Source organism: Bradyrhizobium sp. USDA 4532, assembly GCF_024171315.1.
Taxonomy (GTDB): domain Bacteria; phylum Pseudomonadota; class Alphaproteobacteria; order Rhizobiales; family Xanthobacteraceae; genus Bradyrhizobium; species Bradyrhizobium australafricanum.
In genome coordinates, this window is sequence record NZ_JALJZN010000001.1 from 2,126,556 (window position 1) to 2,148,791 (window position 22,236).

General features: G+C 63.8%; 21 protein-coding genes. 12 read left to right on the top strand and 9 right to left on the bottom strand.

Going from position 1 to position 22,236, the window contains the following annotated elements; translation table 11 throughout:
* Positions 1-161: 161 nt before the first annotated feature.
* Positions 162-1,772: a glutamine-hydrolyzing GMP synthase gene (gene guaA, locus J2R76_RS10350; RefSeq protein WP_076826747.1), complete on the bottom strand. Its 1,611-nt coding sequence runs from the start codon at positions 1,770-1,772 to the stop codon at positions 162-164.
* Between the two features lie 137 nt (positions 1,773-1,909).
* Here guaA and J2R76_RS10355 point away from each other — a divergent pair, with 137 nt between their 5' ends.
* Together J2R76_RS10355 and J2R76_RS10360 are read left to right on the top strand one after the other, a co-directional pair.
* The gene (locus tag J2R76_RS10355; RefSeq protein WP_076826626.1) at positions 1,910-2,281 is read left to right on the top strand and encodes a nuclear transport factor 2 family protein; all 372 of its coding nucleotides are present in this window, start codon (positions 1,910-1,912) and stop codon (positions 2,279-2,281) included.
* 144 nt (positions 2,282-2,425) lie between these two features.
* Positions 2,426-2,758 carry a DHCW motif cupin fold protein gene (locus J2R76_RS10360; protein ID WP_076826624.1) on the top strand — a complete coding sequence of 111 codons (333 nt, stop codon included), beginning with the start codon at positions 2,426-2,428 and terminating at the stop codon, positions 2,756-2,758.
* A gap of 200 nt (positions 2,759-2,958) precedes the next feature.
* Here J2R76_RS10360 and J2R76_RS10365 read toward each other — a convergent pair whose 3' ends face one another.
* Entirely contained in the window at positions 2,959-3,411 is a 453-nt protein-coding gene (locus tag J2R76_RS10365; RefSeq protein WP_076826623.1) for a helix-turn-helix domain-containing protein, read from the bottom strand.
* Between the two features lie 114 nt (positions 3,412-3,525).
* Here J2R76_RS10365 and J2R76_RS10370 point away from each other — a divergent pair, with 114 nt between their 5' ends.
* Positions 3,526-4,800, top strand: coding sequence for an MFS transporter (locus J2R76_RS10370; protein ID WP_076826621.1), 1,275 nt, complete (start codon positions 3,526-3,528; stop codon positions 4,798-4,800).
* A gap of 132 nt (positions 4,801-4,932) precedes the next feature.
* Here J2R76_RS10370 and J2R76_RS10375 read toward each other — a convergent pair whose 3' ends face one another.
* On the bottom strand, positions 4,933-6,231 hold the full coding sequence (locus J2R76_RS10375; RefSeq protein ID WP_076826620.1) for an RsmB/NOP family class I SAM-dependent RNA methyltransferase: 1,299 nt from the start codon (positions 6,229-6,231) through the stop codon (positions 4,933-4,935).
* Positions 6,232-6,253: 22 nt separating this feature from the next.
* Positions 6,254-6,676, bottom strand: a complete 423-nt coding sequence (locus J2R76_RS10380; RefSeq protein WP_076826618.1) for an MAPEG family protein — start codon at positions 6,674-6,676, stop codon at positions 6,254-6,256.
* A 391-nt stretch (positions 6,677-7,067) separates the two neighbouring features.
* Between J2R76_RS10380 and J2R76_RS10385 the strand changes: the two genes are divergently transcribed.
* Entirely contained in the window at positions 7,068-7,904 is an 837-nt protein-coding gene (locus J2R76_RS10385) for a metallophosphoesterase (protein ID WP_076826616.1), read from the top strand.
* Between the two features lie 6 nt (positions 7,905-7,910).
* Here the strand turns inward: J2R76_RS10385 and J2R76_RS10390 are convergent, their stop codons facing one another.
* Positions 7,911-8,258 (bottom strand): hypothetical protein, encoded by a 348-nt coding sequence (locus J2R76_RS10390; protein ID WP_307720386.1) that lies wholly within the window; start codon positions 8,256-8,258, stop codon positions 7,911-7,913.
* A 54-nt stretch (positions 8,259-8,312) separates the two neighbouring features.
* The gene (locus J2R76_RS10395) at positions 8,313-9,335 is read right to left on the bottom strand and encodes an NADP-dependent oxidoreductase (RefSeq protein WP_076826615.1); all 1,023 of its coding nucleotides are present in this window, start codon (positions 9,333-9,335) and stop codon (positions 8,313-8,315) included.
* 703 nt (positions 9,336-10,038) lie between these two features.
* Here J2R76_RS10395 and J2R76_RS10400 point away from each other — a divergent pair.
* The 6 genes from J2R76_RS10400 (at position 10,039) to J2R76_RS10425 (ending at position 17,198) form a co-directional block, all read left to right on the top strand.
* Positions 10,039-12,009: an AMP-binding protein gene (locus J2R76_RS10400; RefSeq protein WP_076826613.1), complete on the top strand. Its 1,971-nt coding sequence runs from the start codon at positions 10,039-10,041 to the stop codon at positions 12,007-12,009.
* On the top strand, positions 12,006-12,791 hold the full coding sequence (locus tag J2R76_RS10405) for an ABC transporter ATP-binding protein (RefSeq protein ID WP_050386723.1): 786 nt from the start codon (positions 12,006-12,008) through the stop codon (positions 12,789-12,791). The genes J2R76_RS10400 and J2R76_RS10405 overlap by 4 nt, the downstream gene beginning before the upstream one ends.
* Positions 12,792-12,800: 9 nt before the next feature.
* Positions 12,801-13,730 carry a branched-chain amino acid ABC transporter permease gene (locus tag J2R76_RS10410; RefSeq protein WP_080667122.1) on the top strand — a complete coding sequence of 310 codons (930 nt, stop codon included), beginning with the start codon at positions 12,801-12,803 and terminating at the stop codon, positions 13,728-13,730.
* 15 nt (positions 13,731-13,745) lie between these two features.
* Positions 13,746-14,873 carry a branched-chain amino acid ABC transporter permease gene (locus tag J2R76_RS10415; RefSeq protein ID WP_076826611.1) on the top strand — a complete coding sequence of 376 codons (1,128 nt, stop codon included), beginning with the start codon at positions 13,746-13,748 and terminating at the stop codon, positions 14,871-14,873.
* A gap of 82 nt (positions 14,874-14,955) precedes the next feature.
* Positions 14,956-16,281 (top strand): ABC transporter substrate-binding protein, encoded by a 1,326-nt coding sequence (locus tag J2R76_RS10420; protein ID WP_076826610.1) that lies wholly within the window; start codon positions 14,956-14,958, stop codon positions 16,279-16,281.
* A 74-nt stretch (positions 16,282-16,355) separates the two neighbouring features.
* A complete protein-coding gene (locus J2R76_RS10425; RefSeq protein WP_057019776.1) occupies positions 16,356-17,198 on the top strand; it encodes an ABC transporter ATP-binding protein in 843 nt (280 codons plus the stop codon).
* Positions 17,199-17,273: 75 nt separating this feature from the next.
* On the opposite strand, the gene guaB is transcribed toward J2R76_RS10425, so the two are convergent.
* Both guaB and J2R76_RS10435 read right to left on the bottom strand, forming a co-directional pair.
* On the bottom strand, positions 17,274-18,764 hold the full coding sequence (gene guaB, locus J2R76_RS10430) for an IMP dehydrogenase (protein ID WP_028344677.1): 1,491 nt from the start codon (positions 18,762-18,764) through the stop codon (positions 17,274-17,276).
* Positions 18,765-18,947: 183 nt separating this feature from the next.
* The gene (locus J2R76_RS10435; protein ID WP_076826608.1) at positions 18,948-19,199 is read right to left on the bottom strand and encodes a hypothetical protein; all 252 of its coding nucleotides are present in this window, start codon (positions 19,197-19,199) and stop codon (positions 18,948-18,950) included.
* 139 nt (positions 19,200-19,338) lie between these two features.
* Between J2R76_RS10435 and J2R76_RS10440 the strand changes: the two genes are divergently transcribed.
* A complete protein-coding gene (locus tag J2R76_RS10440) occupies positions 19,339-20,826 on the top strand; it encodes a DHA2 family efflux MFS transporter permease subunit (RefSeq protein ID WP_028344675.1) in 1,488 nt (495 codons plus the stop codon).
* Between the two features lie 93 nt (positions 20,827-20,919).
* Here the strand turns inward: J2R76_RS10440 and J2R76_RS10445 are convergent, their stop codons facing one another.
* Entirely contained in the window at positions 20,920-21,186 is a 267-nt protein-coding gene (locus tag J2R76_RS10445; protein ID WP_253623944.1) for a hypothetical protein, read from the bottom strand.
* A 423-nt stretch (positions 21,187-21,609) separates the two neighbouring features.
* Between J2R76_RS10445 and J2R76_RS10450 the strand changes: the two genes are divergently transcribed.
* Positions 21,610-22,101, top strand: a complete 492-nt coding sequence (locus J2R76_RS10450; RefSeq protein WP_253623945.1) for a phasin — start codon at positions 21,610-21,612, stop codon at positions 22,099-22,101.
* Positions 22,102-22,236: the final 135 nt, after the last annotated feature.

Here is a 22,236-nt window from a genome sequence, read left to right on the forward strand (position 1 = left end):
GCTATAGTGCGCCACAATACTCTGTTCGTGGAAACGCGGTGGAATTCAGACACCGAGCGGGGTTAAGTAGAGGCCACAACTCGGACCAGCGCTCGTATATGAGAGGAGTGAGAACAGCTTCACCAAAACTACGCCAAACTGCGCGATAGCAGCCGGCCGCCCTACTCCCACTCAATCGTCCCCGGCGGCTTAGACGTCACGTCGTACACCACCCGATTCACACCCTTCACCTCGTTGATGATGCGCGTCGCGGTCTCGGCCAGGAATTTCATGTCGAACTGGTAGAAGTCGGCGGTCATGCCGTCGGTCGAGGTGACGGCGCGCAGGCCGACGACGTATTCGTAGGTGCGGCCGTCGCCCATCACGCCGACGGTCTTGACCGGCAGCAGCACCGCAAAGGCCTGCCAGATCGCATCATAGAGGCCGTGCTTGCGGATCTGGTCGATATAGACCGCATCGGCGTTGCGCAGGATGTCGAGCTTTTCCCGGGTGATGTCGCCGGGGCAGCGGATGGCGAGGCCGGGGCCCGGGAACGGGTGGCGGCCGACGAACACTTCGGGCAGGCCGAGCTCGCGGCCGAGCACGCGCACCTCGTCCTTGAACAATTCGCGCAGCGGCTCGACCAGCTTCATGTTCATGCGCGCCGGAAGGCCGCCGACATTGTGGTGCGACTTGATGGTCACCGACGGGCCGCCGGTGAAGGAGACGCTCTCGATCACATCAGGATAGAGCGTGCCCTGGGCCAGGAATTCGGCGCCGCCGATCTTCTTGGCTTCGGCCTCGAACACGTCGATGAACAGGCGCCCGATGGTCTTGCGCTTCACCTCAGGGTCGGTGACGCCTTCGAGCTCGCCCAGAAACTGCTTCGACGCGTCCACATGGACCAACGGGATGTTGTAGTGGTTGCGGAACAGGTCGACGACGGTCTTGGCCTCGTCGAGCCGCAGCAGGCCGTGATCGACGAACACGCAGGTGAGCTGGTCGCCGATCGCCTCGTGGATCAAGACCGCCGCCACGGCGGAATCGACGCCGCCGGACAGGCCGCAGATCACCTTGCCCGTGCCGACCTGGGCGCGAATCTTCTCGATCGCCTCCTCGCGGAAGGCGCGCATGGTCCAGTCGCCGGTCAGCCCCGCGACCTTGCGCACGAAGTTGCGCAGCAGCTTGGCGCCGTCGGGCGTGTGCACCACCTCGGGATGGAACATCAGGCCGTAATATTTACGCGTCTCATCCTGGATGATCGCGAACGGCGCATTCGGCGAGGTGCCGGCGACGGAGAAGCCCGGAGGCATCTTGGTGATGCGGTCGCCATGGCTCATCCACACCTGGTGCTTCTCGCCATGGCCCCAGATGCCGTCGAACAGCTGGCTGTCGGTCTTCACCTCGACATCGGCGCGGCCGAACTCGCGGTGGTGCCCGCCCTCGACCTCGCCGCCGAGCTGGGCCGCCAAGGTCATCTGGCCGTAGCAGATGCCGAGCACTGGAACGCCCGACTCGAAGATCAGCTGCGGCGCGCGCGGCGAGCCGGTCTCATGCACCGATTCCGGACCGCCAGAGAGGATCACCGCCTTCGGCTTCATCTCCTTGAAGGCGGCCTCCGCCTTCTGGAACGGCACGATCTCGGAATAGACGCCCATCTCGCGGACGCGGCGGGCAATCAGTTGCGTCACCTGGCTGCCGAAATCGACAATCAGAATCTTGTCATGCGCCGAGGCCACGGAGGGCGTCGACGGCGCTTGAACTGTGTCTTGGGCTGTGTGCTGGGCTGTCATGGCAAGCAGATACGCGACGGCGCCCGCCCCCGCAACCGCGCTCGAAGGGGCGCCCACATTCTTCTTTGGGCATGGACAAATCCGTATAGGTCAGTATTATTGACCTAATTTGGCCATAAGCCACATGGAGGAAACCAATGCCGGATTTTCACGACCCGCCCCGCCTTGCCGCGCTCGGCCGCGACTGGATCGCCGCCTGGAACGCGCGCGACCTCGAGCGTGTGCTGGCGATGTATGCCGAGGATGCCGAGATGACCTCGGACCGGATCCCGCCGCTCGGCTTCGGCGCGTCAGGCACCGTGCGCGGCAAGGTGAGCTTGCGGGCCTATTGGAGCACGGCGCTGGCGAAATTGCCCGAGCTGCATTTCGAGCTGATCGACCTCTATGTCTCGCCCGACAGCGTCGTCGTGTTCTACCAGAACGAAAGCGGCAAGAAGATCTGCGAGTATTTGCGGCTCGACGCCGAGGGGAAGATCCGGCAGGGCTCGGCGAACCATCTGGTGGGGTGAGGCTGCTTCTCAGCCGTCATTGCGAGCGAAGCGAAGCAATCCATTTTGTCCGCATATGCGGAACGATGGATTGCTTCGTCGCTTCGCTCCTCGCAATGACAGCAGAGGACTCGTAGGTTGAACAGAACGTCAGGAACCACGCGCATGAAAATCCCGACCCTGCCCTTCACCGTCACCGACTGGAACAAGCTCGAGCCTTCAGTGCATCCCGGCGAGACCGGACAGGCGCTGTGGCGCACGCTCAACATCGGCGAGCTGCGGGTCCGGATGGTCGAATATTCGCCCGGCTACCTCGCCGATCACTGGTGCGATCGCGGCCATGTGCTCTACGTCGTCACGGGCGAGCTCGACACCGAGCTGCGCGACGGCCGCAGATTCACGCTGAAGCCGGGCATGAGCTACCAGGTCTCCGACTTCGGCGACGCCGCACATCGTTCGTCGACGAAGACGGGTGCGACGCTGTTTATTGTGGATTGAACACACGTCGTCCGTCACCCCCGCGCAAAGGCTTCGCCTTTGTCGCTGGAGGAGCGCGTAGCGCGTCTCGAAGGGCGACGGCCCGGCTCCATCCCCGTCATTGCGAGCGTAGCGAAGCAATCCATCGCGCCGCTTGCCGAGACATGGATTGCTTCGTCGCTTCGCTCCTCGCAATGACGTGGAGAGAGTTCGCCCTTCGCTCACCGCCTCCGCGCAGCGACCTTCCTCACCTTCGTGTCCGCCCAGCCCAGCGGCTTGCCGCTCTTCGACGGCAGCACGAGCTGCCCGACCGCCTGGCCTGCCTGGTCGAGCAGCACCGAATGCGGCTCGCCGCGCGCAAAGAGATGCGCCTCGCCCCATTGCCGCAAGCCGACCACGATCGGGAACAGGTCGTGGCCCCGCTTCGTCAGCACATATTCCTGATAGGCGCTGCCGTCGGAGGCTGCGACCTGCTCGAGCACGCCGAGCTCGATCAGCGTGCGCAGCCGCGTTGTCAGCATGCCCTTGGCGATGCCGAGATTCTTCTGGAAGTCGCCGAACCGGCGCAGGCCGTCGAACGCGTCGCGCACGATCAGGAGCGACCACCAGTCGCCGATCGCATCCAGCGCGCGCGCCACCGGGCATTCCGCTTTGGCGAATCCGGTCCGCTTCATCGCGGCCAACCTTTCTCGATCACGATTCCGAACTGGTCCTAAAATAGGACTAGACAGCGCCCGGCGCAACTGGTCTCATTATGAGACCAGCTTGCGAATTGCAGCGGAGGCAAGATGACGAACCAGACCATGGCTGAGGCCCGGCCGGCCGAGGACCATCACAAGACAAACGACAAGCCCGGCGACACCATGGCTCGCGCTCTGTCGCCCGCCGTCGTGCTGCTGTTCGCCGTCGCCTGCGGGCTGAGCGTCGCCAACATCTATTTCGCGCAGCCGCTGCTGGACACCATGGCGCAGGATCTCTCCATCACGCCGGCGGTGATCGGCGGCGTCGTGACGCTGACCCAGATCGGCTATGCCTTCGGCTTGATGCTGATCGTGCCGCTCGGCGATCTCTGGGACCGCCGCAGGCTGATCGTCGGCCAGACCGTGCTGTCGGCGATCGCGCTCACCATCGTCGGCACCGCGCCGAACGCCGCGGTGCTGCTGGCCGGCATGGTGCTGGTCGGGCTGCTCGCCGTCGTGATCCAGGTGCTGGTCGCCTACGCCGCGACGCTGGCCGCGCCGGCCGACCGCGGCCGCACCATCGGCACCGTCACCAGCGGCGTGGTTTCGGGCATTCTGCTCGCACGGTTTGCCGCCGGCGCGCTGGCCGATCTCGGCGGCTGGCGCGTGGTCTACCTCACCTCGGCCGCACTGACGCTGGTGCTGGCGGCGCTGTTGGCACGCGCGCTGCCGCGGCATGCGCCGCAGCCGATGGCCGGATCGTCCTACGCCAAGCTGTTGCGCTCGACGCTCGCGCTGTTCGTCGAGGAGCAGGTCTTGCGCGAACGCGCGGTGTTCGCGCTCTTGATCTTCGCGAGCTTCAGCGTGTTCTGGAGCTCGGTCGTGCTGCTGCTCGCGGCACCCCCGCTCTCGTTGTCGCATACCACGATCGGGATGCTCGGGATCGCAGGCCTCGCCGGCGCGCTGGCGGCACGCAATTCCGGTCAGTTCGCCGACCGCGGCTGGGGGCAGCGCACCACCGGCTTGTCGCTGCTGCTGATGCTCGCCGGCTGGGTGCCGATCGCCTGCCTCAACACCTCGCTATGGCTGGTCGTGGCCGGCGTCCTGATGATCGACTTCGCGGTGCAGGCGATCCATGTCACCAACCAGAGCCTGATCGTCGCCGCGCGCCCCGACGCGGCGAGCCGGCTGGTCGGCGGCTACATGGTGTTCTACTCGATCGGAACGGGTTTTGGCGCGATCAGCTCGACAATGGCCTATGCCGCCGCCGGCTGGTCCGGCGTCTGCGTGCTGGGTGCCGCGATCAGCGCCTGCGCGCTGCTGTACTGGGTCATCGTGGTGAGCCGGACGCCGGTGCCGATTGGTGCGTGCTCCGAAGCGTAGTGGACACGCCCGTCGTTGCGAGCGAAGCGAAGCAATCCATCGTGCCGCAAGCGGAGAAATGGATTGCTTCGTCGCTTCAGCGCAAAATTGCTCTGCAATTTTGTCGCGAGCTCCTCGACGGCGGGGGAAGCGTTACGCCTTCCTCAGCACCGAGACGAAGAACCCATCCGTGCCGGTGCGGCGTGGCGTCATCAGCAGGCCTTCCGCTGACTGCAGCGCAGCCTCGGCAAAGGCTTCGGCCTTGTCCCACAGCACCGCTGCGGTCTGCTCCGGCGGCTGCACGGAGAACTCCGGATGCCGCGCGATGAAGGCCCTGACCTGCTCGCCGTTCTCCTCCGAGAGCACCGAGCAGGTGATGTAGGCGATCCGGCCGCCGCCCTTCACCAGCGGCGCGGCGCGCTCCAGGACCTCGGCCTGATCCTTCAGCCGCACCTCGAGCGCGCCGGGGCGCATGCGCCATTTGGCGTCGGGATTGCGGCGCCAGGTCCCGGTGCCGGTGCAGGGCGCGTCGATCAGCACGAGGTCGGCGGACGCCTTGATGTCGGACAGCACCTCCTCCTCGCCGCGCGGCGTGCGCACATCGCAATTGTGCACGCCGGCGCGCGACAGCCGCTCATGGATCGGCGCAAGCTGGCGCTTGTCGCTGTCGGTCGCCATCAGCCGGCCCTTGCCCTGCATCATCGCCGCCACCGCCAGCGTCTTGCCACCGGCGCCGGCGCAGAGGTCGATCACCTGCTCGCCGGGCTTGGCCGCCGAGAACAGCGCGGCGAGCTGTGAGCCCTCGTCCTGGATCTCGATGGCGCCCTTGATGAAATCCTCCTCGGCATGGATGCCCGGATTGCGCGCGTCGGCGCCGAGCTCGATGCGCAGGCCGAGCGGCGACCACGGCGTTTCCCTGGCGCCGAGATGCGACAGCCGCGACAGCACCTTCTCGCGCTTGCCGCGCAGCGTGTTGACGCGCAGATCGAGCGGCGCGCGGCTCGCCATCGCGGTCGCTTCCGCGGCGCGGTCGTCGCCGAACACCCTTGCCAGATGCGGGTCGAGCCAGTCCGGATAATCGCCCGCGACATGCGCCGGCGCATCCTCGAGCGAGCGCGAGGCCAATGCGGCCTCCTCGGTCGCGGTCAGCGGATCCGGCGCGAACCGGCCGCCGTCGCACAGCGCCTGGATCGTGGCGATGTCCATGCCGCGTTCGAGCTTCAGCATGCCGAGCACGCGCGACCGGGCGCTGGCGTCGTCCATCAAATAGGCCGCGGAGGATTGCCGGCGCAGCACGTCCCAGATCAGGCCGGAGATCGCGGCGCGATCGCCGGAGCCGGCATAACGGTGCGCGGTGCCCCATTCCTTCAGCGCTTTCGCCGCGGGAATGCGCTGTGCGTCGATGGTGGCGATCAGCTCGATCGCGGCGGAAAGCCGGGCAGCGGGGGTCATTGGTCTCTTTCGGTTGGGCGCATCAGATCAGCAGCAGCAGTCTGAGCGCGAAATACAGCCACATGGCCGCCAGCACCAGCGCGCCGGCGAACCAGGCGAGCGAGCGCGGCCGCACGTCGTTGGAGGTGACGAACACGCCGGCATGGGCAAATCGTGTCACCACGAACACCCAGGACATCAGCACGATGAACAGATCGGCACGGCGCAGCGGCAGCGCAATAGCGATCAGGACATAGAACAGGATCGGCAGCTCGAACTGGTTGGCGAAGCAGTTGCCGAACTTGGTGGCCTGGGCCGGCCAGTTCGGCTCGCGCAGCGCGATGTCGGCGATCTTGGTCTCGCCGCTCGTCAGAGCCCTCGTACGCGTCGTCGCCATGGCGAACAACAGCGCGAAGGTGATCCCGATCTGGATGAAGACCGGTAACAGAACCATTTGAACCGACATCAAAAATCTCCCTCAGCCGCGGGCGCCCGGCCGCCCTCTTAGCCGCGACTCGCCCCCAACACAATGAAGCGTGCGCGGTAACCCGTTGAACCGTAATCCGAGCCCGGGTGACCAACTCCCAGGACCAATGGCGGTTTCAGCCCCTCACGGTTGGCCCGATCAGCATCATCACCCTGATCCTCGACAGCGCGGCCCGGGCAGCGGCGTGCCCGGCATGGTGACGGCAGGACTCGCCGGCGTCGGTGCGGCAACTGGCGATCGAGCGACCGCCCAAGGCGCAAAACCAAACAACACATCAAACAGGGCTTCAAACGAGGCATCGAACAAGACGGCAAAATCGTCATCGTTCCGACTTCGCGCCGACCTATGCTCCGGCCGAAAGGAGCGATGCATGCCCCAATTTCGCCTGACACAGATCTCCGACACCCATCTCGCGCGCCGCTTCAAGCCGCTGATCGACAACTTTCATCGCGTCAGCGAGCACATCGACGCGACGCGTCCCGATCTCGTGCTCAACTCCGGCGACGTCTCGTTCGACGGGCCGACCAGCCGCGACGACCTCGCATTCGCCAAGGAGCTGCACAACGCGCTGCCGGTCGATTGCCTCTATCTGCCGGGCAATCACGACATCGGCGACAATCCGACCGCGGTCGGCCCCACGCCTTCACAATTGCCGACCGAGGAGACGCGCGGCGCCTTCACCTCGGTGCTCGGCGAGGACCGCTGGCATTTCGACGCTGCCGGCTGGTGCTTCATCGGGCTGAATTCGCTGATCATGAACACCGGCCTCGACAGCGAGGCCGAGCAGTTCGACTGGCTCGCAGGCGCGCTCGACAAGGCGGTCGGCAGGCCGGTCGCGCTGTTCCTGCACAAGCCGATCTATCTCGACCTGCCCTACGATGCCGAGCACGCCGAGACCGCGATCCGCTTCGTGCCGCAGCCGGCGCGCCGCCGCCTGATCGAGATGCTCGGCAAGGTCGATTGGCGTCTGGTCGGCAGCGGCCATGTGCACCAGCGTCGCGACTATACGTTCGAGCATGTGAGACACATCTGGGCGCCCTCGGCCGGCTTCGTCATCTCCGACGCGCGGCAGGAGGTGATCGGCATCAAGGAAACCGGTCTCGTCGAATACCGCTTCCAGCCCGACAGTTTCGAGGTCCGCCACCTCAGGGCGAAGGGCCAGGTCGATGTCGACCTGGACATGCTGCTCGGCAAGGAGCCGGCCTGAGCCGCGTCAGCTCCGCGCCGCGTCGTGCAGGTCCTGCTTGATCACGGTGAGCAGCGCCTGCAGCGTGTCCTTGTCGGGCTGTGGTGCCGCCTGCGCGGGCCGTACGCAAGCTACGTGCGGCATGAAGCGGACCGGCGTCGTGTCCGGCTGCTCCTCGACGAATTTTCCATGCAAGACGTCGTCGCGGCGGCCCATGACGAACATCGTCGCCCAATAGCCGACGGCGAGGAGAATGACCCCGAAAACAATAGCTTCAAAAATCATGGCTACACCTGAAATATAGCCATATTGAATCAACTGCTGCGGGTCTCCGTCAAGCAAATGGGGGCCAAAAGGCCCCCAAATCCCCGCCATTGTCGCGCTTTTGATACTTTGTTGCGCGGAATGGGAGCTTCCGGAGCCTGTAACTTAGGCCTTGTCCGGCCCGACCCGGACCAGTTGCTTGCCGAAATTGGCGCCCTTGAGCAGGCCCATGAAGGCCTCCGGCGCGCTGTCCAGGCCCTCGGTCACGAACTCCTTGTACTTGACCTTGCCCTCGCGCACCCACTGCGACATGTCGCGGAGGAAGTCGCCATGCATGGCGGCGAAGTCGCTGACGATGAAGCCGCGGAAGGTCAGCCGCTTGGTCAGGATGTTGCGCATCATCGCGCCGGCCCATTTCGGGGCATGCGCTTCGGTGTCGTTGTAATGCGCGATCAGGCCGCAGACCGGGATGCGCGCGAACGCGTTGAGCAGCGGAAACACCGCGTCAAACACCGCACCGCCGACATTCTCGAAATAGACGTCGATGCCCTTCGGGCAGGCTTCCTTCAGCTTGGCCGCGAGATTGGGATCGCGGTGGTCGAGACACTCGTCGAAGCCAAGCTCGTTCTTGACGTAGGCGCACTTGTCCTTGCCACCGGCGATGCCGATCGCCCGCGCGCCCTTGATCTTGGCGATCTGGCCGACCGCCGAGCCGACCGCGCCGGACGCCGCCGCGACCACCACCGTCTCGCCCGCCTGCGGCTTGCCGATCTCGAGCAGGCCGGTGTAGGCGGTCATGCCGGGCATCCCGAGTACACCGACCGCGGTCGAGATCGGCGCGATCTTCGGATCGATCTTGGCAAGGCCCTTGCCGTCGGACAGCACATGCGTCTGCCAGCCCGCGCGCGATAGTACGATATCGCCCTTGGCAAAGCCGGGATTGTTGGAGGCGATCACCTCGCTCACCGTGCCGCCTTCCATCACGCCTCCGACCGGCACCGGTGCGGCATAGGACGGACCGTCGGCCATGCGGCCGCGCATATAGGGATCGAGCGACAGCCAGATGGTGCGGAGCAGCACCTCGCCCGCACCCGGTGCCGGCGGCGTGTAGTCCTCGAGCCTGAAATTGGCCGACGTGGGCTCGCCGTGCGGGCGCGAAGCCAGAACGATGCGCTTTCCTTGGGACATGATTTCCTCTTGGGATGATTGGTTCGTGGCGCACACGTAGTCATGCAATCCACCTCCCCGCAAGGGAAATGGATTTGCTGTCTTCGCGTTGCGTTGTTTGAAATGTTGTTTGAAATGACAGCCATCATGCCAGGCACATTGGCGCCAACGCGATACCGTCACGTCGCGGCGGTTCGCAGGGCCCCCTGGTGGCGGCAGTTTGTCACGGCGCGCCACCGGCAGACGAAGCAGCCGTAGTCAAGTCGCCTGACCCGACCTCGCGATCCGGCACGGCGGAGCCAGGCGGTCAGGCGGCCCTCCATTGTCGCAACGAGGGCGGCCGCGCAGCTGATCGGCAACCGGTTTCCGGTCGCCCTCGAAACCTGAGTGGCGCAGGACTCCGGTCAGCTTCGCGGGACCGTCCGATGGACGTGAGGCTCTCCGAAGCATTGGGGTTACCTCTTGAGAGCCGATCAGCGTCTTCGCGCCGCAATGTCCGTTTGGTGGCGGCCGGATTCACCTTCGGCGAATTGGCAGCCGGTAGACCTATCTCTGCCGCGCGCGCCCGCGGCAAAAACGCGACCTATCAATCTGGCACTTGTCGGACTTTCGATTCGCTGTAATCTCGGACCATGCGGCACTCGCATGTCTGTTACCCAAAAATGGGGCAGGCATCACCATAACAGGAGCGAACCAACGCTTCGGTTTTTGGATCGAGACCGACATGGCCGGCGACGGATCGTATGATACGTTTCCCAAATTGCTGCTGCGAAACACGGCACAATTTGGCACGCGGCCAGCGTTCCGGCATAAGGATCTCGGCATCTGGCAGAGCTGGACCTGGGCTGAGGTTGCCGAGATCATACGTAGCTACGCCGCCGGCTTGCATCGCCTTGGCTTGCGGCCAGGCGAGACAATCGCGGTCGTCGGCTCCAATCGGCCCAAGCTTTACTGGACCATGATGGCAGCGCAGACGCTGCGCGCAATCCCCGTTCCAGTCTACTCCGATGCAGTGGCTGATGAGCTTGCTTTTGTTCTCGCTCACGCCGAGGTGACGCTGGTCGCAGCGCAGGACCAGGAGCAGGTCGACAAGGTCCTGTCGGTGTCCGACCGACTGCCGCAACTCAACAGGATTATCTACGACGAACCGCGCGGAATCGACGGCTACGACCACGGTCGACTGATCGCAATCGGCGATATCATCAATGACGGCCGCGCCGCGCTTGCAGCCGACCCGGCGCTTGGCGAACGGATCGATGAATCCATTCGGGCCGGCAACGGTTCGGACATCGCGATCATCCTCTACACCTCGGGAACGACCGGCGCGCCCAAGGGCGTCATGCTGTCGGCGCGAGGCTGCATCGATGCTGCAACCGACACCACGCGGTTCGACAAGTTGACCGACAAGGACGTGGTGCTGGCCTATCTGCCGCTGGCTTGGGCGGGCGATCATTACGTCAGCTATGCGCAAGGCCTGGTGGCCGGATTCTGCATGGCGTGCCCCGAGAGCAGCAACACAATCGAGCAGGATCGGCATGAGATAGGACCAACCTTCTACCTGGCCCCGCCACGCGGTTACGAGGCCATGCTGACGCGGCTGATGGTCCGGATGGAGGACGCGGCGCCGATCAAGCGGCGATTGTTCAGCTACTTTCTGGACGTCGCGCGGCGGTATGGCGAGCAAGTCTTGACGGGACGTCCGGTGCCGCTGTCAGGCCGATTGCTCTATGCGCTCGGACGCTGGCTGGTCTACGAACCTCTCAAGAACGTTCTTGGCCTGTCTCAGGTGCGCGTCGCATACACTGGAGGCGAAGCTATCGGTCCGGATCTGTTCGCGTTCTACCGCGCGATCGGACTGAACCTGAAACAGCTCTACGGCCAGACCGAGGCGTTCCTCTATGTAACGTGTCAGCCCGATGGCGAGATCTATCCGGATACGGTTGGTCCGCCGGCGCCCAACGTCGACATCCGCATCGCGGACTCGGGCGAAGTGCAGTTTCGCTCGCCCGGCATGTTCCTCGGATATTTCAAGGATCAGGCAAAGACCGCGGAAGCGATGACGTCCGACGGATATGTCAGGACCGGCGATGCGGGCTTTTTCGACGAGAAAACCGGGCATCTGAAGATCATCGATCGTGCGAAGGACGTCGGTCGATTGGCTGACGGCACGATGTTTGCTCCCAAGTACCTTGAGAACAAGCTGAAGTTCTATCCCAATATCAAGGAAGCGATCACCTTCGGTGACTCCAGAGAGTTCGTATGCGCCATGCTCAACATCGACCCGGTCGCGGTCGCGAATTGGGCGGAACGCAACAACGTCGCCTACGGGTCCTATCAGGAGCTTGCCGGGCATCCGCTGGTCTACGACATGGTCGCCAAAGACGTTGCCGCGGTGAACCGCTCCCTGGCCGGGGAACCGGTGCTTGCGGGCGCCCAGATTCGCCGCTTCCTCATTCTGCACAAGGAGCTCGACGCGGATGACGGCGAGCTGACCCGCACGCAGAAAGTGCGCCGCCGCTTCATTGCCGAACGCTATGCGTCGTTGGTCACGGCACTCTACAACGGAGCGCATGACGCCGACATTTCCACGGAAGTCACGTTTGAGGATGGCCGGAAGGGCACGATCGCTGCACGAGTCGAGATTCGCGACATGCAAATCATCGGTCCGGCAGAATCGCTCGGAAGAGCAGCATGAGAGCGCCAAACGCCAACGAAATCCTGCTGCAGGTCGAGGGCGTGGCACTGGCCTTCGGCGGCGTCAAGGCGCTGCGGGACGTCTCGTTCAACGTCAAGAAAGGCGAAATTCGCGCCATCATCGGCCCCAATGGCGCCGGCAAAACCTCAATGCTGAACGTCGTCAACGGGTTCTATCACCCCAACCATGGCGCCATCACCTTCAAGGGAAGCACCCGGTCCAAAATGCAGCCGTTCGAGGCGGCGCGCGGCGGCATCGCGCGCACCTTTCAGAATGTCGCCCTGTTCAAGGGCATGAGCGCGCTCGACAACATCATGGCAGGCCGCACCTTGAAGGTGCGCCGGGGGCTGTTGTGGCAGCTGCTGCGTTATGGCCCTGCCCTCGCAGAGGAGATCGAGCATCGGCGCAAGGTCGAGGAGATCATCGACTTTCTCGAGATCGAGACAATCCGCAAGGTACCCGTCGGGCGTCTGCCATACGGCTTGCAGAAGCGTGTCGAACTCGGTCGCGCCCTGGCGATGGAGCCCGACCTTCTGCTCCTGGACGAGCCGATGGCAGGCATGAACCTCGAGGAGAAGGAGGACATGTCGCGGTTCATCATTGATGTGAACAACCATTACGGCACGACCATTGCCCTGATCGAGCACGACATGGCCGTGGTCATGGATCTGTCAGATCGCGTAGCGGTGCTTGATCACGGCGTGAAGATCGCCGACGGCACGCCTGATGAAGTGAAGAGAAGCCAAGCCGTCATCGACGCATATCTTGGCGTCGCGCATTGAGGTGCGTCCATGATCGCACTGGGTCAGTTTCTCGAGGTCCTGATCGGCGGATTGATGTCCGGCGTGCTCTATTCGCTGGTCGCGCTCGGCTTCGTGCTGATCTTCAAGGCATCCGGCGTATTCAACTATGCGCAGGGAGCAATGGTGTTGCTCGCGGGATTGGCGCTGGTTCGCGCCCTCGACCTCCTGGTCGCCAACGGCCTTCCGCTTTGGGTCGCGGTCATCCTCGCTATCGGCTTTGCCGCCGTGATCATGGCAGCAACCGCCTGGCTCATCGAGCGGTTCGTGATCGGACCTCTCGTCAATCAGGATGGCTTGACGCTGTTCATGTCGACGATCGGCGTGACATTCGTTATCGAGGGCGCCGCGGAGATGATCTTCGGATCGGATGTCTACCCGTTGCGGCTGTTCCCGACCGACGCCTGGTTCTTGTTCGAAGGCCTGTTCCCGGGCGGGATTCTGGTCAACAAGCTGGACGTCTGGGGCGCATTGATCGCGGGCGTCCTGGTCGCCGGCCTCGCGGTCTTCTTTCAGCGCACCAAGACCGGTCGCGCGCTCAGAGCCGTGGCCGACGACCATTTGGCCGCGCACTCGATCGGGATTCCAATCAGCTGGATTTGGTTCGTGGTCTGGCTCGTTGCCGGCCTCGTTGCGCTCGTCGCGGCGACCGTGTGGGGAACCAAGCTTGGCGTGCAGTTCTCCATCACGTTTCTCGCGCTGAAGGCTTTGCCGGTCCTGATCATCGGCGGCCTCACCTCCATTCCCGGGGCCATCGTCGGCGGGCTCATTGTCGGGGCCGGCGAGAAGCTCGCAGAGGTATATCTCGGTCCATCCATCGGCGGCGGCATCGAATATTGGTTTGCCTACGTGCTGGCGTTGGCGGTGCTGCTCTTGCGGCCGCAGGGCCTGTTCGGCGAACGCATCATCGAACGTGTCTGAGGCAGGGAGGTCGTTGTGCTCTATCGCGAAGCTGGCCAGTTCAAGGCGACCTATGCGGAGGATATGGCGATCTTCCCGATCCGGCAGGATCGTATCGCCCTCGCCGTCTTGCTCGCGATTGCTTTCATTGGCGTGCCGCTGTTGGCCACCTTCCGGATCTGGCCGTTCGGCACCGACTATCTGTTGTGGGCCATCCTGCTGCCCTTCCTCATCCTGGCGCTCGCCGCCATCGGGACGAACATTCTCGTCGGCTATTGCGGCCAGATTTCGCTCGGCAGCGGCGCGTTCATGGCCATCGGCGCCTATTCCGCCTACAAGCTGGCGACCGGCGTTCATATCCCGCTTGCCTGGCTTGGCTTCGCGATCGCGATCCCACCGTTGCCCGTGCTGGCATCCATTCTGCTTGGCGGGTTCATGGCGGCGGGTGTCGGAATCCTGTTCGGCATTCCCAGTCTCCGGATCAAGGGTCTCTACCTGGCGGTCGCAACGCTCGCCGCGCAGTTCTTCTTCGATTGGGCCTTCCTGCGGATCCCGTGGTTCACCAACTACGCCCCGTCGGGATCAGTGAATGCGCCGGAACTGGATTTCTTCGGCATGGTCGTTCGCTCGCCGGTCGAGCGCTACCTGCTGTGCCTGCTCTTCGTGACCGTGATGGCGGTGTTGGCGAAAAATCTCGTGCGCGGCAATCTCGGCAGGCAGTGGATGGCGATCCGCGACATGGATATTGCCGCCGAGCTGATCGGCATCAGGCCGCTTTATGCAAAACTGACGGCTTTCGCGGTCTCTTCGTTCATCATCGGGGTGGCGGGTGCGCTCTGGGCGTTCGTCTACCTCGGTTCATGGGAGCCGCTCGCGTTCTCGATCGACCGCTCGCTTGAGCTTCTGTTCATGGTCATCATCGGCGGGCTCGGCTCGATCATGGGTTCGTTCATCGGAGCAGCGTTTATCCTCATCGTGCCGATCATGCTGAATGTGATTCCGACCAAGCTCGGCCTGCCACTGTCGACGCAAACGATCACTCACCTCCAGTTCATCATCTTCGGATCCTTGATCTGCTATCTGCTCATCAAGGAACCCCATGGCTTCGCCCGGCTGATCTCGATCGGCAAGGAGAAGCTCAGGCTTTGGCCGTTTCCCTATTGAGGCAGTGATCGTGCCTTGATCGCAATCGGGTGACGGCCGCCGACAACGGAGAGGAAGGAAGTACCGCAAGGAGGATATCAATATGGCAAGTATTGCACACAGGTTACTGATACTCGCGACCGCCTTGGCCGGCGCGGCGCTTGGCGCACCGGCCGCAGCGCAAAACGAACAATTCATCCCAATTCTGTCTTACCGGACCGGACCGTACGCTGTGAACGGCGCGCCCTACGCAAACGGCGTGGTAGACTACTACAACCTGATCAATGAACGTGACGGCGGCATCAACGGCGTCAGGATTCTGATCGAGGAATGCGAGACGGGTTACGCGACCGACAAGGGAGTGGAGTGCTACGAGCGTCTCAAGAGCAAAGGACCAACCGGCGCGGCCTTCATCAATCCGCTGTCGACCGGGATCACCTTCGCACTCACCGAAAAGACCGCGGCTGACAAGATCCCGATCATTACGATGGGGTATGGCCGTGCCGATTCCAAGAACGGCGCGGTGTTCGCATATAATTTTCCATTGCTCGGCACGTATTGGTCCGCGGCCGACATCGCGATCCAGCACGTCGCCAAGGAACTCGGCGGCTTCGACAAGCTGAAAGGCAGGAAGATTTCGCTGCTGTACCATGACAGCCCCTACGGCAAAGAGCCAATTCCGATGCTGCAAGTGCTGGCGCAGAAGTACGGCTTTGAGTTCACGCCGATTCCCGTCACGCATCCCGGCGTCGAGCAGAAGTCGCAATGGCTGGCGATCCGCCAGCACCGGCCGGACTATGTCCTGGTCTGGGGCTGGGGCGTCATGAACAGCACGGCAATCAAGGAAGCGGCCGCCGTCGCCTATCCGCGCGACAAGATGATCGGTGTTTGGTGGTCAGGCGCGGAGCCGGATGTGACGCCGGCGGGCGATCAGGCCAGCGGCTACAAATCGTTGATGCTTCAGCATGGCGCAGGAAAATTCCCCGCGCACGCCGACATAGAGAAGTACGTCTACGCCAAGGGAAAGGGTTCGACAGAACCTGGCAAGATCGGCGAAGTTCTCTACAACCGCGGCATCACGAATGCCATGCTCGGCGTAGAGGCGATCCGCAAGGCGCAAGAAAAATTCGGCAAGCAACCGCTGACGGGCGAGCAGGTCCGTTGGGGGCTTGAGAACCTGATACTCACCGAAGCACGAATCAAGGAGCTCGGCTTTGAGGGAATGTTGAAGCCGGTCAGCATTTCCTGCTCCGACCACGAAGGCGCGCGCTACGGGCGCGTCCAGCAATGGGATGGCAAGGGTTGGAAAGTGATCTCCGACTGGTACACGGCTGACGAATCGCTCATCGAACCGCTCGTCGCCGACGTGTCCGCGAAGTATGCCGCGGAGAAGAAGATCAAGCCGCGCGACTGCGCGAAAGAAACCTGACCCGTGCGAGTGATCCGGGAGGCAGGATTGCCTGCTCCCGGATCGCAGCCCCTGCTCGGTTTGGAGGTCCGCGCATGTCAATCGCCAAGGTCGTCACCGCTGCGACGGAAGCGGCAGCGCTGATTTTATCGGTGAACAATATCGAGGTTGTCTACGATCACGTCATTCTCGTGTTGAAGGGCGTCTCGCTGGAGGTCCCGCGAGGCGGCATTGTTGCGCTTCTCGGCGCCAACGGCGCCGGCAAGACGACGACGCTGAAGGCGGTCTCCAATCTGCTGCACGCAGAGCGCGGCGAGGTCACCAAGGGCTCGATCCTGTTCAACGGCGTCGAGGTGAAGTCCCTGTCGCCAAACGAGGTGGTGCGACGCGGCTGCATCCAGGTGATGGAGGGGCGGCGCGCCTTCCCTCATCTGACGGTCGAGGAGAACATCCTGACCGGCGCCTTTACACGGACGGACGGCAAGCTCGCGATCGCGCAGGACCTTGAACGTGTCTACGCTTATTTCCCCCGCCTCAAAGAGCGACGCAGTTCCACCGCCGGCTATACGTCGGGCGGCGAACAGCAGATGTGCGTGATTGGCCGCGCGCTGATGTCACGCCCGAAGATGATCCTGCTCGACGAACCATCGATGGGCCTCGCGCCGCAGATCGTCGAAGAGATCTTCGAGATCGTGAAGGATCTCAACGCCAGGGAAGGTGTGTCGTTTCTTCTCGCCGAGCAGAACACCAATATGGCGCTCAGATATGCAAGCCACGGCTACATCCTCGAAAACGGCCGCGTGGTGATGGACGGCGAAGCGCACGCCCTTGCCGCGAACGAGGACGTCAAGGAGTTCTATCTTGGCGTCGCCGGAGAGAAGCGAAAATCATACCGCGATGTGAAGCACTACAAGCGACGCAAGCGCTGGCTCGCCTAGCGGATGACGGCATCCCGGGCTCCCGGGACTCCGGGTTCGGCCCTTCGGACCCCCCCGGAATGACGGTGCTGGGGCTTACACCCCGCCCGGATAGTTCGGGGCTTCGCGCGTGATGGTCACGTCGTGGACGTGGCTCTCGCGCAGGCCGGCGCCGGTGATGCGGACGAATTCGGCCTTGTCGTGGAAATCCTTGATGTCCTTGGCGCCGACATAGCCCATCGCCGCTCTGAGGCCGCCGGCGAGCTGGTGCATCACATTGCCGACCGGGCCCTTGTAGGGCACCTGGCCCTCGATGCCTTCGGGGACGAGCTTCAGCGTGTCCTTGATGTCCTGCTGGAAGTAGCGGTCGGCCGAGCCGCGCGCCATCGCGCCGACCGAGCCCATGCCGCGATAGGCCTTGTAGGAGCGGCCCTGCCACAGGAAGACTTCGCCCGGCGTCTCGTCGGTGCCGGCGAGCAGCGAGCCGACCATGGCGATGTCGGCACCGGCGGCGAGCGCCTTGGCGAGGTCGCCGGAATATTTGATGCCGCCGTCGGCGATCACGGGCACGTCGGCCTTCTTCGCCGCGGCCACCGCGTCCATGATCGCGGTAAGCTGCGGCACGCCGACGCCGGCGACGATGCGTGTGGTGCAGATCGAGCCCGGGCCGATGCCGACCTTGATGCAGTCCGCGCCGGCATCGATCAGCGCCTGCGCGCCGCCCTCGGTCGCGACGTTGCCGGCCACCACCTGCACCGCGTTGGAGAGCCGCTTGATGCGGTTGACGGCATTGAGCACGTGGCGCGAATGGCCGTGCGCGGTGTCGACCACGACGACGTCGACGCCGGCATCGATCAGCCGCTCGGTGCGTTCATAGCCGGTCTCGCCGACCGTGGTGGCGGCGGCGACGCGCAGGCGGCCGTGCTCGTCCTTGCAGGCGAGCGGATGGGCGACCGCCTTCTCGATGTCCTTGACGGTGATCAGGCCGACGCAGCGATACTGGTCGTCGACGACGAGCAGCTTCTCGATGCGATGCTTGTGCAGCATCCGCTTCGCCTCGTCCTGGCCGACGCCCTCGCGCACCGTGACGAGGTTCTCGTGCGTCATCAGCTCCGAGACCTTCTGCCGGGGATCGCTGGCGAAACGCACGTCGCGGTTGGTCAGGATGCCGACCAGCTTGCCCGGCACGTTCTTGGCGGCACCGGTGACGACCGGAATGCCCGAGATGCCGTTCTCCTTCATCAGGGTCAGCGCATCGGCCAGCGTGGCGTCGGGGCCGATGGTCAGCGGATTGACCACCATGCCGGACTCAAACTTCTTGACCTGCCGCACCTGCGCGGCCTGCCCTTCCGGATCGAAGTTGCGGTGGATGACGCCGAGACCGCCGGCCTGCGCCATCGCGATCGCCATGCGCGCCTCGGTGACGGTGTCCATCGCGGACGCCATGATCGGAATGTTGAGCGAGATTGCGCGGGTGACGCGCGAGCGAATATCGACTTCCGAGGGAAGCACGTCGGACAAACCGGGCTTCAGCAGCACATCGTCGAACGTGAAGGCTTCGCGGATAGCCGGAAATCCCGTGGCCATTGCCAACTCCTTTATCTGCGGCCCAGCCGCGATGGTCTTACGGATGAACGCCGCCTGCGGCGACGCTCGCTGCGTCACCGTCGAATCGGCGCCCATCGGTGGGGTTGACGCTGGTCGATAGCATGGCGGCATGACGAATCAAAGTGTTTGCCAGCCATGCACAGGCCTTTTTAGGGAGCCGGTTCAGGGCGCCCGGTAACCCGGCGGCGGCCCATGGCGGCGGATCGCCTCGACCATTTCGCGATGGCGCCGGTCCTCGCGCTTCATGTGGACCGCGATCAGGGCATGGGCCGACGGCACCAGCAGCAACACGTGGAAAAACAGCCCGAAAACCGCGCAAAACACGATCAGGACCAGATTAAAGATGGCCGAAAACGGCTGTCCGTTCAGGAGCAGTCCGATCGGCGGCAGGAGAGCGGCAAGGACGTAGATCACGGCGAACCTTTGGACACGGGCGGATGCATACCAGCGTCACGCAGGATTTAGGGCGTTTGGCCGGTTCCGCAATAGCGTGGCCGAGGGCAGGATGATATGGCCCGCTCGCCCGCCTTTTCAGCACAGCTGTCCTGTTTTGATGAACAAGCAACGCCTGATCCCGCTCATCGTGGCCACCGCCCTGTTCATGGAGAACATGGACTCCACGGTGATCGCGACCTCGCTGCCGGCGATCGCCGCCGATATCGGCACCAGCCCGCTGACGCTGAAATTGGCCATCACCTCCTACCTGCTGTCGCTCGCGGTGTTCATCCCGGCGAGCGGCTGGACCGCGGACCGCTTCGGCGCCCGCATCGTGTTTGCCGGCGCCGTCGGCGTGTTCATGCTGGGCTCGATCGGCTGCGCACTGTCGTCCTCGGTGACCGATTTCGTGTTCGCCCGCATCCTGCAGGGCCTCGGCGGGGCGATGATGACCCCGGTCGGTAGGCTGGTGCTGCTGCGCTCGGTCGACAAGAGTGCGCTGGTCAACGCGATGGCCTGGGTGACGGTCCCGGCGCTGATCGGCCCGGTGATCGGGCCGCCGCTCGGCGGCTTCATCACCACCTATTTCTCCTGGCACTGGATCTTCCTGATCAACATCCCGATCGGGCTGCTCGGCATCTTTCTGGCGCTGAAATACATCGATCCGATCAAGAGCGAGGATCCCGAGCGCTTCGATCTCGTGGGACTGGTGCTGGCCGGGATCGGCCTCGCCGGCATCGCCTTCGGGCTGTCGGTGGCCGGGCTCAATCTGCTGCCGTGGCCGATCGTCGCCGCGCTGGTCGGTGTCGGCACGGTCTCGATGACGCTTTACGTCATCCACGCACGGCGGACCGGTTCGCCGGTGCTCGATTTCGGCTTGCTGCGGCTGCCGACCATGCGCGCGTCGATCGTCGGCGGCTTCATGTTCCGGCTCGGCATCGGCGCGCTGCCGTTCCTGCTGCCGCTGTTGATGCAGGTCGGCTTCGGCCTGTCGCCGTTCCAGTCCGGTCTCGTCACCTTTGCCTCGGCGGTCGGCGCCATGGGCATGAAGACGCTGGCGGCGCGCATCATCCGCGCCTTCGGTTTCCGCAACATGATGACCGTCAACGCGGTGGTCAGTTCGGCTTTCCTGGCCGCCTGCGCCCTGTTCACGATCTCGACGCCGCTGATGCTGATCTTCACCATCCTGGTGGTCGGCGGCTTCTTCCGCTCGCTGCAGTTCACCGCGATCAACACGGTGGCCTATGCCGAGGTCGAAGCGCCGCAGATGAGCCGGGCCACCACCCTCGTCAGCGTCAATCAGCAGCTCGCAGTGTCCGCGGGCGTCGCGGTCGGCGCGTTCTCGGTTGAAACCACGCTGGCGCTGCACCACCAGACCGAGCTCTCCGCCGACGTGTTCGCGCCGGCCTTCATCGTGGTCTCGTTGATCTCGGCGGCCTCGGCCTGGTTCTTCTGGCAGATGCCGGCTGAGGCCGGCAACGAGATCGCCGGCCGCAAGGCGATCGACATCTCGAGCCGCAAGGGCGCCGAGAAGCGCGCCGCGACCGAAGCCGTCAAGGTCGCGACCGAGGACACCCAGAACGCGCGCGATCAGCGGCTCGGCTAGTCGATCGAACTAGCCGTTTCCGAGGCACGGACACCGCGAGTCGCCGTCAGGTCACGACCAGGCCCATCAGGGGTGGCCGGTCATTCCGCCTGGCTATCCTCGATCCGGACGTTCGATTAGTTCGTATGTGGGAACGTGGGTCGCTTCCAGCCACGATTCCAGCGCAGCTCCGCAGACCGTGCAGATCGCATCACCCGTATGCGGCACCAAGAACTTCTCTTCGGTGCGTCTGTACTCGGCGCCGCAATTGCAGTGAACAATGGTCGCCATCTGGGAAATATGCGCTTGCGTCGCCCGATTTTCCAGTCCTGCAAGAAACGGCCCCAGTGCGCGAAACTGACGCTGCACCAAGGCCGCCAACCCGTGGGGGTTTTCTCCCGGTGGGCTTGGGGGGCATTGGCCGGGAGCAAAAGAGTCGACTCCAGCTACGCACCGAGGTTCCAAGCAGTCGCGCCTAAATGTCGTGCTGCGCGCCTTCAGATCGGGATGACACCCGACTACCCACCCTCCTAAGGCAAGCGGTCGGAATGTCCAGCTGCGCCGGCTGCGCCACCGCCGCGATCGGTGGCTTAACTCCCCACGATGCCACGATACGACGGCCGCTTCGTTCCGGAAAAAAATCTCCGCGAGAGTCAGAAAGCGAACGGAAGCTGCACCTCCGATCCTGCATAGTCCTGCTCAAGCGGGCACGCGGTGACCCGGCATCAGCAAAAAAACCAAATGGAAGGGAGCACTCCAGCTGCGCTTCCCCAGCGTCCGTGCACCGCGAGGCGCGGATTTTCCTTGATTTTGTTTCCCTTGAAAGGATCAGAGCCAGTGAGTGACGTCCAGACGAATGAAGTGAGCGACAATCCGAAAGCCGGCGGCTTCAGCGTGCCCCTGTTCGCGCTGCCCCAGGCCTTTCAGGGCATCGCCGAACAAAATGCGACACGCGCCCGGGAACAGTTCGAGAAGGTCAAGGAAGCCTCGGAGGAAATCTCCGTCTTGCTCAAGGAGGCATATGCGGTCAACGCCAAGGGCGCTGCGGATTACGCAGCCAAGGTGATCGAGATCTCGCATTCCAACGCCAGTTCGGCCCTCGCTTTCATATCCGAACTCGCCGGCACCAGGTCGCTGTCGGAAGTCATCCAGCTTTCGGCCGATCACGGCCGCAAAAATTTCGAAGCGACGACCGCGCAGAACAGGGAGCTCTGGGAGATCGCGAAGAAAGTCGCGACCGAGACCTCCGAGCCGATCAAGAAGAGCTTTGCCAAGGCCTTGAAAACACCTTCCTGAGGAGCCGCCCCCCCCCCCCCGCTCCCAGGCCGGCTGGACCAAGCGTCTCCGTCAGAAGAGGCACGGTCCAGCCGACGGTGCGCGGGACCAGCAATTCCTGACATTGGAGGAGGACCAAGGTGGGCGTCATCATGA

Coding starts and splice junctions, on each gene's coding strand:
- J2R76_RS10355 (WP_076826626.1), top strand. CDS start 1,910: ATGCCGGATTTTCACGACCCGCCCCGCCTTGCCGCGCTCGGCCGCGAC.
- J2R76_RS10405 (WP_050386723.1), top strand. CDS start 12,006: ATGAGAGCGCCAAACGCCAACGAAATCCTGCTGCAGGTCGAGGGCGTG.
- J2R76_RS10370 (WP_076826621.1), top strand. CDS start 3,526: ATGACGAACCAGACCATGGCTGAGGCCCGGCCGGCCGAGGACCATCAC.
- J2R76_RS10390 (WP_307720386.1), bottom strand. CDS start 8,258: ATGGCGGGGATTTGGGGGCCTTTTGGCCCCCATTTGCTTGACGGAGAC.
- J2R76_RS10425 (WP_057019776.1), top strand. CDS start 16,356: ATGTCAATCGCCAAGGTCGTCACCGCTGCGACGGAAGCGGCAGCGCTG.
- J2R76_RS10385 (WP_076826616.1), top strand. CDS start 7,068: ATGCCCCAATTTCGCCTGACACAGATCTCCGACACCCATCTCGCGCGC.
- J2R76_RS10410 (WP_080667122.1), top strand. CDS start 12,801: ATGATCGCACTGGGTCAGTTTCTCGAGGTCCTGATCGGCGGATTGATG.
- J2R76_RS10440 (WP_028344675.1), top strand. CDS start 19,339: ATGAACAAGCAACGCCTGATCCCGCTCATCGTGGCCACCGCCCTGTTC.
- J2R76_RS10400 (WP_076826613.1), top strand. CDS start 10,039: ATGGCCGGCGACGGATCGTATGATACGTTTCCCAAATTGCTGCTGCGA.
- J2R76_RS10365 (WP_076826623.1), bottom strand. CDS start 3,411: ATGAAGCGGACCGGATTCGCCAAAGCGGAATGCCCGGTGGCGCGCGCG.
- guaA (WP_076826747.1), bottom strand. CDS start 1,772: ATGACAGCCCAGCACACAGCCCAAGACACAGTTCAAGCGCCGTCGACG.
- guaB (WP_028344677.1), bottom strand. CDS start 18,764: ATGGCCACGGGATTTCCGGCTATCCGCGAAGCCTTCACGTTCGACGAT.
- J2R76_RS10375 (WP_076826620.1), bottom strand. CDS start 6,231: ATGACCCCCGCTGCCCGGCTTTCCGCCGCGATCGAGCTGATCGCCACC.
- J2R76_RS10380 (WP_076826618.1), bottom strand. CDS start 6,676: ATGTCGGTTCAAATGGTTCTGTTACCGGTCTTCATCCAGATCGGGATC.
- J2R76_RS10360 (WP_076826624.1), top strand. CDS start 2,426: ATGAAAATCCCGACCCTGCCCTTCACCGTCACCGACTGGAACAAGCTC.
- J2R76_RS10420 (WP_076826610.1), top strand. CDS start 14,956: ATGGCAAGTATTGCACACAGGTTACTGATACTCGCGACCGCCTTGGCC.
- J2R76_RS10395 (WP_076826615.1), bottom strand. CDS start 9,335: ATGTCCCAAGGAAAGCGCATCGTTCTGGCTTCGCGCCCGCACGGCGAG.